Genomic DNA, 11,929 nt, shown 5'->3' on the forward strand with positions numbered 1-11,929 from the left:
TGCTCAACGTCCTTGCTCCTGACTGTCGTGATCCCTCTCGTACGTCTCGACGTCCTTCTCGTACGTCTCGACGCCCCTGTCGTACGCCTCGAGAGCCTCCCGCGCCGCCTGCCGCGCACTGTCCGCGAGCTGCGCCGGGGAGACGATCCGGCCGTCCCTGCCGAGCCGCAGCGCGAGCCGGCGCAGCGAGGCGGGCTCGGGGGTGCGCAGCGTGATCCGCAGGCCGCCGTCGGGCAGCTCCTCGGCGCTGTCGTGCGGGTAGTACTCGGCGACCCAGCGGCCGCCCGGCCCGACCTCGACGACGACCTCGGGGTCCTCGGCGGCGGGCTGCACGAGACCTTCGGAGAGGTCGCGCAGCTCCACCTCGGGCGGCGCGGACGGCTCGTCGAGGATCTTGATCTCGGCGACCCGGTCGAGGCGGAAGGTGCGGCGCGCCTCGGAGCGGCGGCACCACGCCTCCACATAGGTGTGGCCGACGCTCACCAGGCGGATCGGGTCGATCTCGCGCTCGGTGACCTCGTCGCGGGCGGGTGAGTAGTAGCGGATCCAGAGCCTGCGGCGCTCGGAGATGGCCCGGTCGACGTCGGCGAAGACGCCGCCCTCGGACTCGAAGGTCACCGAGAGGCGTGAGCTGGCGCCCGCCGCCTCGCCCGCCGCGGTCTCCAGCTTCGCGGTGGCGCGCAGCAGCGCCAGGCGGTCGCTCTCGCGCAGGCCGGGCAGGGTGGCCACGGCGCGGGCGGCGACGAGCAGGGCGGTCGCCTCGTCGGCGGCGAGCCGCAGCGGGGCCGCGACGTCGTCGGGGTTGTGCCACCAGATGCGGTCGCCGTCGGTGTCGATGTCGAGGAGGTCGCCGCCGCGGAAGCTGGTCCCGCACATCGGCAGCACGTCGAGGTCGGAGATCAGCTCGTCCGTGGTGATGCCGAAGGCGCGGGCGACATCGCCGACGTGGGCGCCGGGGCGCTCCCGCAGATAGGTGACCAGCGACAGCATCCGCCGCGTCTGATCGATGGCGTTCGAGGCCATTGGTCTTCCGTTCCCCCTCAGCCCTTGGCCACGGCGCGCAGCCGGTCCACGACGTCTGCCCGCAGCTCGGCGGGCTCAAGGACCACCACGTCGGGCCCGAACTCCACCAGCCAGGCATCGAGCCCGTGACCGTACGGAATCTCCAACTCCGTCCATCCGTCGTTCAGTTCCCGCACCGCGACGGCCTTGGCCCGCAGCGGGTAGCCGGCGTCCGTGCGCAGCCGGATCAGGGCGGTGCGGTCGGCGGTCTCCCCCGCCCAGCCCGCGACGGTCTCACGGACCGTGACGACGTCCGGGACGTCGGCCGTGTACTTCCCCGCGCGGGCGCGCACCTTGCCGGTGATCCGGGAGAGCCGGAAGACACGCTCGGCGCCCCGGTCGCGGTCCCAGCCCGCGAGGTACCAGTGGCCGCGCCAGCACTCCAGCGCCCACGGCTCCACGTGGCGCTGCTCGGGGCGGGCCGCGGTGGCCTTGCGGTAGTCGAAGACGACGGGGCGGCGGTCGCGGCAGGCCAGCATCAGCGGCTCGAAGGACGCCTCGTGCGCCGGGATGCGGGGCTCCAGAGCGCTGTGCGCCCCGTACGGATCCACGCCCTCGGGCAGGCCGGCGGCGCGCAGCTTCTGCAGGGCGCCGCTGGCGGCCCCGGCGAGGCGGGCCTGCTGCCAGACCTTGGCGGCCAGGCCTAGGGCCGCGGCCTCCTCGGCGTCGAGGGTGATGGGCGGCAGCCGGTTGCTGTCGCGGCGGGCGAGGTAGCCCACCTCACCGTCGAGGTTCTCCACGGTCTCGATGACCAGGCCGAGCTCGCGCAGATCGTCCTTGTCGCGCTCGAACATCCGGTTGAAGGAGTCGTCGGACCCGGCCGACCGGCCCCCCGCGCCGAAGGCCTCGACGTAAGCCTCGATGGAGTCCCGAAGCTCGCGCTTGCTCAGCGGCCGCCGGGTCCCGAGCAGGCACAGCGCAAGATTCATCAGCCGCTCGGCCTTGGCAATGGCCATCGACGCCCTTTCTCGGCTGTTCAGATTGTGCTTCCGACCGATGACCGTACCGCCCCGGGGTGTCCGGGGAAAAGCCGAGGGCTAGGGGTGCATCCCGAAGGGAATTCCGTTGAGGGTGGTGGTGGGAGACGGGAGGGCCCATGCCGGACAGGCATGGACCCTCGGCGAAAGGATCAGGTCACAGGCGTCCTCAGACGGAGACCAGGTCGCAGACGAAGATCAGGGTCTCGCCCGGGGCGATGCGGCCGGCACCGGCGCCGCGGTCGCCGTACGCCAGGTGGGCCGGGATGGTCAGCTCGCGCCGGCCACCGACCTTCATGCCCTGCACGCCCTGGTCCCAGCCGGAGATGACCTGACCGGCGCCCAGCTGGAACTCCAGCGGGGTGCCGCGGTTCCAGCTCGCGTCGAACTCCTCGCCCGTGCTGAAGGCCACACCCACGTAGTGGACCTTGACGCGGTCGCCCGCCTTGGCGACCGCCCCGTCACCTTCCCAGATGTCCTTGATCTGCAGCTCGGTCGGCGCCTCGCCGACGGGGAAGTCGACCTCGGGCTTGTCAATGCTCACGAAAATGCTCCTGCTTGATACGAAAGGTCAGCCCGGACAGTCTTGCATCCCGAGCGGTCACATCTTCGCGAGGATGTCCACACAGAAGACCAGCGTGGAGTCCTTCTTGATCGAGCTGCCCTGCGGCGGCTGGTCGCCGTACCCCAGCTCCGGCGGGATGACGATGAGGACGCGGCTGCCGACCTTCTTGCCGGTCAGACCCTGCGCCCAGCCCTTGACGACCTGCGCCAGCTGGAACGAGGCCAGCTGCTTGCTCTTGTACGACGAGTCGAACTCCTTGCCGTCCGCCCAGAGCACACCCTTGTACTGGCACAGGAGACCGTCGGTCTCCTTGACCTCGTCGCCGTCGCCCTCCAGGACGTACGACGCGACGAGCTTCTTGGGCGCGTCGGTCTTCGGGACGTCGATCGAGGGGGCCTTGCCGTCGGTGTTCGTGCCGACCTTGGGCAGGTCCTTGTTCGACTGCGCGACCTCCTTGCCCTTCGCCGAGCTCTTGCTGTTGAAGGTGTTCACGAGGTCGACGACGAACACGAGCGTGTCCGAGCCCTTGATGCCCGCCTGCTTGTTGCCCTCCTCGCCGTACCCCATCTTCGGCGGGATGGCGAGCTCCACGCGGCTGTCGAGCTTCTTGCCGACCAGGGCCTGGTCCCAGCCCGGGATGACCTGGCCGACACCGATCGGGAAGACCGTGGGGTTCCCCCGGTCGTACGAGTTGTCGAAGACCTTGGCCGTCGCCCAGATCTGGCCCAGATAACTGGCCTGCAGATAGTCGCCCTTGACGACCTCCTTGCCCTTGCCCTCGATCAGGGTCTTGACCGCGAGGTCGGAGGACGGCTTGCCCTTGCCCTTGGCGACGGTCGGCTTCTCACCGAACTTGTCGCCCTTCGTGATCTCGGGCAGCGGCCCGTCCACGATCTTCGCGGTCGGCGGGGCCGACGTGGCGTTCGTCGGACTGTCGCTGGGCTTCGTCTTGGCCTTGTCGGCCTTGTCGTCACCACAGCCTGCCAGCGTGAGCAGGCCGGCCGGGACAGCAAGGAGAAGTGAGCGTCGGCGCACGGTGGGGGCCTCGTATCGGTCGATCTTGTGGGTTGGCGTGCGCGCAACTCTACGGCGTGAGAAGGGCGCCGTACGAGGAACGTACGGCGCCCGTGTTGCGTTCCCGCAACCTCACTCGATTCCCCCGGGCCCCTCGGGACCCACGGTTCACATCCCGGCGATGAGCTTCTCCACCCGGTCGTCCACGGACCGGAACGGGTCCTTGCACAACACCGTGCGCTGTGCCTGGTCGTTGAGCTTGAGGTGCACCCAGTCGACCGTGAAGTCACGCCGCTGCTCCTGGGCCCGCCGGATGAAGTCGCCCCGCAGCCGCGCGCGGGTGGTCTGCGGCGGCACCGACTTGCCTTCGAAAATCTTCAAGTCGTTGCAGATACGGGCGGCTTGCCCCTTCTTCTCCAGGAGGTAGTAGAGCCCTCGGCGACGGTGGATGTCGTGGTACGCGAGGTCTATCTGCGCGACCCGCGGGTGCGACATGGTCATGTTGTTCTTCGCGCGGTACCGCTCGATGAGCTTGTACTTCATCACCCAGTCGATCTCGGTGCCGATGCGGTCGAGGTCCTCGCTCTCGATCGCGTCCAGGGCGCGGCCCCACAGCTCCAGAACCTGCTCGACGGTGCCGGTGCGGATGCCGCGGCGGTCGACGAAGTCCACCGCCTTCTCGTAGTACTCGCGCTGCACCTCGAGGGCCGAGGCCTCCCGGCCACTGGCCAGACGCACCTTGCGGCGGCCCGTGATGTCATGGCTGACCTCACGGATGGCCCGGATCGGGTTCTCCAGGGTGAGGTCACGCATCACGGTGCCCGCCTCGATCATGCGCAGCACGAGATCGGTGGCACCGACCTTGAGGAGCATGGTCGTCTCGGACATGTTCGAGTCACCGACGATGACGTGGAGCCTGCGGTAGCGCTCGGCGTCCGCGTGCGGTTCGTCGCGGGTGTTGATGATCGGCCGGGACCGGGTGGTCGCGGAGGACACCCCTTCCCAGATGTGCTCGGCACGCTGGCTGACGCAGTACACGGCGCCGCGCGGAGTCTGCAGCACCTTGCCCGCACCGCACAGCAGCTGCCGCGTGACGAGGAACGGAATGAGGATGTCCGCGAGCCGGGAGAACTCCCCGTGACGGGCCACCAGATAGTTCTCGTGGCAGCCGTAGGAGTTTCCCGCCGAATCGGTGTTGTTCTTGAAAAGGTAGACGTCGCCCGCGATTCCCTCCTCGTGCAGGCGGCGCTCGGCGTCGACGAGCAGGCCTTCCAGAATGCGCTCGCCCGCTTTGTCGTGGGTGACCAGCTCGGTCACGTTGTCACATTCGGGTGTCGCGTATTCCGGATGTGAGCCCACGTCGAGATACAGGCGGGCGCCGTTCCGCAGAAAGACGTTGCTGCTGCGGCCCCATGACACAACACGGCGGAAGAGGTAGCGCGCCACCTCGTCAGGTGACAGACGGCGCTGTCCCCTGAACGTGCATGTGACGCCGTACTCGTTCTCCAGCCCGAAAATGCGGCGGTCCATGACTGAACATTACGCCTGATGCCCGGCACTGAAACCGGGTTCGGCAGCACCGTTTCGATCATTTTCCGATGAACCCGCAACGACCCCCGATTCCACGACCGGTACGAGCACCCGCGCCGTGGCCAGCAGAACCGCAAACGCGGCCACACCCGCCAGCCCCGGCACCGCGAAGCCCCACGCCGTACCACCCCACTCCACGACCGGCCCCGCCACCGCGGTCCCCAGCGACGCCCCCACCGTGAACGTCGTCACGAGCCACGAGAACGCCTCGGTCACCGTGCCCCGCGGAGCATGCCGGTCCACGATGATGAACGCACACGCGAGCGCCGGCGCGAGAAACACACCCGCGAGCGCCGCCAGCGCCGTCATGGCCACCGCCCCCGGCGTGAGCACCAACGGCCAATAGCAGACCGCCAGCAACGCCACCAGGACACTCAGCCTCCGCTCCGGCGCACCGCTCCACGGCCGCGCCCCGTACACGGACCCGCCCACGAGCGCGCCCAGCCCGACCGCCGCCATCATCCAGCCGTACACCGCGTCACCGCCGTGCGTGTCCGCGTACGAGACACCCGCGACCGTGATCGAGCCCAGCGCCATACCGATGAAGAGGAACGCACCGAGGAGCACGAGCAGCCCCGGCGAGCGCAGGGCGCCGAGCCAGTGCGCCTCCCGCGGCGCCGAACGCCACGCGCGCGAAGGCCGGGACACCACTACGGAGAGGGCACCGAGCACACCCACCACGTTGACGACGAGCAGCGCCGCCTGCTCCGACCACAGGGCCACGCAGCCCGTGATGAGCAACGGCCCTACGGTGAACATGACTTCCTGAGCGATGGCATCCATGGCATACGCCGTGTGGACCTGCTCCTCCTTGCCGAGGACGCTCGGCCACAGAGCACGCAGACCGCCCTCCAGGGGCGGCGTGAACAGACCCGCGGCCCCGACCGCCACATAGGCGAGCGCCAGCTGGTCCGGCCCCGTGAACGCGAACACCGCCATGCCGAGGCCCGAGAGCAGCGCGGCGGGCAGCTGGACCCGCGGCTGGCCGTACAGGTCGACGAGACGCCCGAGCAGCGGCTGCCCCACCGCGTTCGCCACGCCGTACACCGCGGCGAGTGCCCCGGCCAGGCTGTAGGTGCCGCCCTCGGCCCGGATGAACAGCACGATCGCGATCGCCGCCGTGGCGTTCGGCAGCCTGCCCACCAGCGTCCCGGCGAGCAGCCGTGTCGCGTAGCGCGTCCTGAGGATCTCCGCGTATCCCGCAGCCATGCTCTCCCGCCCTCCCCCCGCGCCGCACAGCCGGGGTTTTACGTATAACGTCCGGCGTCATACGTACCATGAGCGCTGTCCGCGGGTCCACCGCGAACCCGCGACACGGCACACCCCGCGCGCGGGCACGAACCGGGAGGTGCCAATTGGCCGGGCCACTGCAGGAAGCCGGGGGCCCCCGCCCCACGAGCCGCGACGTCGCACGCGCGGCCGGAGTCTCCCAAGCCACCGTCTCCCTCGTCCTCGGCGACAAATGGCGCGGCCGCGTCGCCGAACCCACCGCCGAACGCGTACGGACCGCCGCCCGCGAACTCGGCTACCGCCCCAACCTCGCCGCCCGCAACCTCCGCCTCGGCAGAACCAGAACAGCACTCCTCGTCGTCCCCGAACTCACCAACGAATTCTTCGCACACGTCTACACCGGCGTCGCCCGCATCGCCGCCCGCCACGGCTTCGGCGTGGTCCTCTACCCCTCCCCCGACGGCATCGGCCCCGCCCGCGACCCCTTCGCCTCCGCCCGCGCCTCCCTCGACGGCGTACTCGCCTCCTCCATGGCCTCCGACGTCCTCGCCACCATCCGCGGCGACGACCTCCCCCTCGTCATGCTCGACAGCGACCCAGCGGGCAGCCTCGGCGCCGCCACCGTCAACCTCGACCTCGCCGACGGCATGCGCCAAGTGACGGAACACCTCCTCACCCTCGGCCACCGCGACTTCCTGCACCTCGCCGCCGACGTCGACTCCTGGACCTTCGACGTACGCGCCGAAGCCCTCGCACGGACCTTGCGCGGCACGGACACCGCCGTACGCCGCGTCGCCGCCCCCCTCAACGTCGCGGCCGCCCGCCTCGTCGCCGAAGCCGCCCTCTCCACCCCAGGACCCCGCCCCACCGCCGTCATCTGCGACGACGACTTCCTCGCCGCCGGCGTCTGCAAAGCCGCCCGACGGCTCGGCCTGCGCGTCCCCGAGGACGTCTCCGTCACCGGCTTCGACGACCTCACCCTGGCCACCGCCGTCGAACCGGAGCTCACGACGGTCCGGCTGCCCGCCGAGCGGTTCGGCGAACGCGGCATGGAATCCCTCGTCGCCGTCCTGGAGGGCCGCACCCCCGACGCCACCCCACTCCCCGTCGAACTGACCGTCCGCGGCTCCACCGGCCCCGCCACCCACTGACGCACGCACACACAGAAGCGCCCCGCCTCCCGACCACAGGGCCGGAACACGGGGCGCACCCGGAAAAACAGAAAACGGAAACGGACTACTCGACGTCGCCGCCGGACCGCGGCGCGGGCCCGGCATCCTCATCCGTATCGGTCGCCGCGTCCGTCGCACCACCCTCATCGAGCAACCGCGACAACTGACGCCCCACGATCCGCTTGAACTTCCGCTGCTGCGGCCGCGTCCGGTCGAGGATCGCCACCTCCAGCCGCTCCGCGGGAATCTCCCGCTCACTGCCGTTGGTGTCGCGGGACAGCGCCTGCACCGCGAGCTTGAGCGCCTCGGCCAGCGTCATCCCGTCCTGGTGACGCTGGTCGAGATACGTACTGATCTGCTCGGCATTGCCACCGACCGCGACCGAACCGTGCTCATCCACGATCGAACCGTCGTGCGGCAGACGGTAGATCTGATCACCGTCCGGCGTCACGCCGACCTCGGCGACGACCAGCTCCACCTCGTACGGCTTCTCCGCGTTGCTGGAGAAGATCGTGCCGAGCGTCTGCGCATAGACGTTGGCGAGCCCACGGGCCGTCACGTCATCACGGTCGTACGTATATCCACGAAGGTCGGCGTACCGAACACCGCCGATCCGCAGATTCTCGTACTCGTTGTACTTGCCGGCGGCCGCGAAGCCGATCCGGTCATAGATCTCGCTGAACTTGTGCAGCGCACGGGACGGGTTCTCGCCGACGAAGACGATGCCGTCGGCATACTGCATCACGACAAGGCTGCGGCCACGGGCGATGCCCTTCCGGGCGTATTCCGCCCGGTCGGCCATGGCCTGCTGGGGTGAGACATAGAACGGCGTCGACACCGGATCCGTCCCTTTCTGTCAAAAAACTTCAGTCAGTGGCGAATTCGGAGCGATCAGAGCAGTGCGGCGCGCGGGCCGTCCGGCTGCTCGAGCCGCTTCTCCAGGATCGCGCGCGCGATCGCGGACGACTCGTCGTCCGTCAGCCTCCGGAACCCCTCGTCGGAGATCACGGTGACGATCGGATAGATCCGGCGGGCCACATCCGGACCACCGGTCGCCGAATCGTCGTCAGCCGCGTCGTACAGCGCCTGGACGACCAGCGTCGTCGCCTGCTCCTCGGTCAGACCGTCGTGATAGAGCTTCTTCATCGCACCGCGCGCGAAGACCGAACCCGAACCGGTCGCCGCGAAGCCGTGCTCCTCCGAACGCCCACCCGTCACGTCGTACGAGAAGATGCGGCCCTTCTCGCGGTCCACGTCGTACCCCGCGAACAGCGGCACCACGGCGAGACCCTGCATGGCCATGCCCAGGTTGCTGCGGATCATCGTGGAGAGCCGGTTCGCCTTGCCCTCGAGCGAGAGCGTGGCGCCCTCCACCTTCTCGAAGTGCTCCAGCTCCAGTTGGAAGAGCTTCACCATCTCCACGGCGAGACCCGCCGTACCGGCGATGCCCACCGCCGAGTACTCGTCGGCCGGGAACACCTTCTCGATGTCCCGCTGCGCGATCACATTGCCCATGGTCGCCCGCCGGTCACCGGCGAGAACCACACCGCCCGGGAACGTCACGGCCACGATGGTCGTGCCGTGCGGCGCCTCGATGACGCCCTGGGTGGGCGGCAGTTGACGGTTGCCGGGGAGGATTTCCGGCTGGTGCTCGGACAGGAAATCCATGAACGACGACGAACCAGGCGTCAGGAAGGCAGCTGGTAGACGCCCGGTGCTACGAGGATTGGCTTCCACGAGTTTCCTTCCAGGTAAGCGGTGGCTCGGCGGGTCTTGTCGGGGTCGTCCCCCAACTTGCCGATGCCTGAGTTGCAGTTGAAGCACAGTACGCCACGGACTTTACCCGTCTCGTGACAGTGATCCACATGCACGGCAGGTGCCTCGAGACAGATCACGCAGAGGCCCTTCTGGGACCCGATGAGTTCGTCACGCTCGGCCTCGGTCATGCCGTACTGACGCTTGAGATGGGAGGCGCGGCCTTCGATGGCCCGACACGCCTTGCACCGAGTGGACAGGCCGTCGGATGCCGCCTTGTTGCGATCCCATTCCGCATGAGGCTTGGTCTCCCCACACCTGCGGCAGTACTTGTGCCCGGCCGGAGCTGCGACCTTGGGCCGAACGTTCTTCCCCTTGGCCTTCTGCCGCTCCTGGTGATACTCCGCGGCGCACGGCCTGCAGTAGCACTGCAGGCCGTCACGCAGAGCCCGATTCGATGCAAACGCCTCGCGCGGCTTGAACTCTCGACATCGCGCGCACCGCTTGAGCGGCTCCGACAAGACCCCTCCCTACATCCCCAACCTTCGATTCAAAGGCAAAGTCACTCTCCGCCCTTCTGAACGAAGGACCGCACGAAGTCCTCGGCGTTCTCCTCGAGCACATCATCGATTTCGTCCAGAACCGAGTCGACGTCGTCGCTCAGCTTCTCCTGGCGTTCCTTGAGGTCCTCCGAAGCCTGCGCGTCCTGCGTCTGCTCCTCGGTCTCCTCGGTGGGACGCGTCGCCTTCTGCTGTCCGCCGCCGGTGTCCTTGGTCGCCATCTACCTCACCCCGCTCGCTCGGTTAGACGTTCTTGATCAGACCCTACGCTTCGGGCCCGACATCGGCCCCGCAGTTGCTGGAACGTGCGGGACCCACCTCTGTGATTCCCCCGCCGATGACCTTTCAGCCGCCCGAGAGGACCCGAACCAGCTCCTCTGCCGTGCGGCAGCGGTCCAGGAGTTCCTTGACGTGGTTCCTCGTGCCGCGCAGGGGCTCCAGCGTGGGCACCCGTTGCAGAGAGTCACGGCCGGGGAGGTCGAAGATGACCGAGTCCCAGGACGCCGCGGCCACGTCGTCCGCGTACTGCTCGAGGCAGCGGCCGCGGAAGTACGCGCGGGTGTCCTCGGGCGGCTTGGTGGTGGCGCGCTCGACGTCCGCCTCGTCGAGGAGCCGCTTCATCTTGCCGCGGGCGACCAGCCGGTTGTAGAGGCCCTTCTCGGGGCGTACGTCGGCGTACTGGAGGTCGACGAGGTGGAGCCGGGCGGCGTCCCAGTCGAGGTTGTCGCGGCGGCGGTAGCCCTCCATGAGCTCGCGCTTGGCGACCCAGTCGAGTTCTCCGGAGAGGCTCATGGGGTCGCTCTCCAGGCGGCCGAGGACGTCTTCCCAGCGGGTCAGTACGTCCTTGGTCTGCTCGTCGGCGTCGGCGCCGTACCGCTCCTCGACGTACTTGCGGGCGAGCTCGAAGTACTCCATCTGGAGTTGTACGGCGGTGAGTGAGCGGCCGCTGCGGAGGGTGACGAGGTGCTTGAGTGACGCGTCGTGGGAGACCTGGTGCAGTGTGCGCACGGGCTGGTCGACCGCGAGGTCGACGTTGATGAAGCCGTCCTCGATCATCGCGAGGACGAGGGAGGTCGTGCCGAGCTTGAGGTAGGTCGAGATCTCGGAGAGGTTGGCGTCGCCGATGATGACGTGGAGCCTGCGGTACTTCTCGGCGTCGGAGTGCGGCTCGTCGCGGGTGTTGATGATGGGCCGCTTCAGTGTGGTCTCCAGGCCGACCTCGACCTCGAAGTAGTCGGCGCGCTGGCTGAGCTGGAAGCCGTGTTCGTGGCCGTCCTGGCCGATGCCGACGCGTCCTGCGCCGGTGACGACCTGGCGGGAGACGAAGAAGGGGGTTAGGTGGCGCACGATGTCGGAGAAGGGGGTGTCCCGCTTCATCAGGTAGTTCTCGTGCGTGCCGTAGGAGGCGCCCTTGTTGTCGGTGTTGTTCTTGTAGAGGTGGATCGGCTGGGCGCCGGGGAGCTGGGCCGCGCGTTCGGCGGCTTCGGCCATGATGCGTTCGCCGGCCTTGTCCCAGAGGACCGCGTCCAGGGGGTTGGTGATCTCCGGTGAGCTGTATTCGGGGTGCGCGTGGTCCACGTAGAGGCGCGCTCCGTTGGTCAGGATGACGTTGGCGAGGCCGATGTCCTCGTCGGTCAGCTGGCTGGAGTCGGCGGCCTCGCGGGCGAGGTCGAAACCCCGCGCGTCCCGCAGCGGGTTCTCCTCCTCGAAGTCCCAGCGGGCGCGCCGCGCCCGGTGCATCGCCGCGGCATAGGCGTTGACGATCTGGGACGAGGTGAGCATTGCGTTGGCGTTGGGGTGGCCGGGGACGGAGATGCCGTACTCCGTCTCGATGCCCATTACTCGCCGTACGGTCATGCGGCCCTCCTTGCCCGGCGGCGCTCCCGTTCGGGAACGGCGCTCAAGTACCGCTGTTGCTCCGGTGCGTGTGCGGTGCCCGTCCCCGCACTGCGCGACTCGGCGGTACCGAAGAGCCTAGAACGCCTTTGCGCTGGTGGGGAGATC

Annotated in this window: 12 protein-coding genes; 1 reads left to right on the forward strand and 11 read right to left on the reverse strand. The window is 68.8% G+C overall.

All coding sequences use genetic code 11. The annotated features are described in order from the left end of the window. Window positions 1-3 precede the first annotated feature (3 nt). The 6 genes from ACI2L3_RS24065 to ACI2L3_RS24090 form a co-directional block, all read right to left on the reverse strand. Window positions 4-1,023, reverse strand: coding sequence for a helix-turn-helix transcriptional regulator (locus ACI2L3_RS24065; RefSeq protein ID WP_404754448.1), 1,020 nt, complete (start codon window positions 1,021-1,023; stop codon window positions 4-6). Between the two features lie 17 nt (window positions 1,024-1,040). Then, window positions 1,041-2,018, reverse strand: coding sequence for a helix-turn-helix transcriptional regulator (locus tag ACI2L3_RS24070; protein ID WP_404754449.1), 978 nt, complete (start codon window positions 2,016-2,018; stop codon window positions 1,041-1,043). A gap of 190 nt (window positions 2,019-2,208) precedes the next feature. Continuing rightward, the gene (locus tag ACI2L3_RS24075; RefSeq protein WP_404754450.1) at window positions 2,209-2,583 is read right to left on the reverse strand and encodes an FKBP-type peptidyl-prolyl cis-trans isomerase; all 375 of its coding nucleotides are present in this window, start codon (window positions 2,581-2,583) and stop codon (window positions 2,209-2,211) included. A 57-nt stretch (window positions 2,584-2,640) separates the two neighbouring features. Further along, window positions 2,641-3,639, reverse strand: coding sequence for an FKBP-type peptidyl-prolyl cis-trans isomerase (locus tag ACI2L3_RS24080; protein ID WP_404754451.1), 999 nt, complete (start codon window positions 3,637-3,639; stop codon window positions 2,641-2,643). A gap of 147 nt (window positions 3,640-3,786) precedes the next feature. After that, complete coding sequence (gene pafA, locus ACI2L3_RS24085; RefSeq protein ID WP_404754452.1) at window positions 3,787-5,148, reverse strand: Pup--protein ligase; 1,362 nt, start codon at window positions 5,146-5,148, stop codon at window positions 3,787-3,789. Between the two features lie 9 nt (window positions 5,149-5,157). Continuing rightward, entirely contained in the window at window positions 5,158-6,417 is a 1,260-nt protein-coding gene (locus tag ACI2L3_RS24090; protein ID WP_404754453.1) for an MFS transporter, read from the reverse strand. Window positions 6,418-6,563: 146 nt separating this feature from the next. Here ACI2L3_RS24090 and ACI2L3_RS24095 point away from each other — a divergent pair, with 146 nt between their 5' ends. Further along, entirely contained in the window at window positions 6,564-7,589 is a 1,026-nt protein-coding gene (locus ACI2L3_RS24095; protein WP_404754454.1) for a LacI family DNA-binding transcriptional regulator, read from the forward strand. An 85-nt stretch (window positions 7,590-7,674) separates the two neighbouring features. Here the strand turns inward: ACI2L3_RS24095 and prcA are convergent, their stop codons facing one another. The 5 genes from prcA to dop all read right to left on the reverse strand — a co-directional run bounded on the left by prcA (window position 7,675) and on the right by dop (window position 11,782). Then, the gene (gene prcA, locus ACI2L3_RS24100) at window positions 7,675-8,448 is read right to left on the reverse strand and encodes a proteasome subunit alpha (RefSeq protein ID WP_404754455.1); all 774 of its coding nucleotides are present in this window, start codon (window positions 8,446-8,448) and stop codon (window positions 7,675-7,677) included. Window positions 8,449-8,501: 53 nt separating this feature from the next. After that, complete coding sequence (gene prcB, locus ACI2L3_RS24105; RefSeq protein ID WP_362993687.1) at window positions 8,502-9,347, reverse strand: proteasome subunit beta; 846 nt, start codon at window positions 9,345-9,347, stop codon at window positions 8,502-8,504. Continuing rightward, window positions 9,299-9,886: an endonuclease VII domain-containing protein gene (locus tag ACI2L3_RS24110; protein ID WP_404754456.1), complete on the reverse strand. Its 588-nt coding sequence runs from the start codon at window positions 9,884-9,886 to the stop codon at window positions 9,299-9,301. The genes prcB and ACI2L3_RS24110 overlap by 49 nt, the downstream gene beginning before the upstream one ends. A 41-nt stretch (window positions 9,887-9,927) precedes the next feature. After that, on the reverse strand, window positions 9,928-10,146 hold the full coding sequence (locus ACI2L3_RS24115) for a ubiquitin-like protein Pup (RefSeq protein WP_150219625.1): 219 nt from the start codon (window positions 10,144-10,146) through the stop codon (window positions 9,928-9,930). Between the two features lie 124 nt (window positions 10,147-10,270). Continuing rightward, window positions 10,271-11,782 carry a depupylase/deamidase Dop gene (gene dop, locus ACI2L3_RS24120; protein ID WP_404754457.1) on the reverse strand — a complete coding sequence of 504 codons (1,512 nt, stop codon included), beginning with the start codon at window positions 11,780-11,782 and terminating at the stop codon, window positions 10,271-10,273. Window positions 11,783-11,929 lie beyond the last annotated feature (147 nt).

The organism is Streptomyces sp. NPDC029674 (genome assembly GCF_044903205.1).
Lineage (GTDB): Bacteria > Actinomycetota > Actinomycetes > Streptomycetales > Streptomycetaceae > Streptomyces.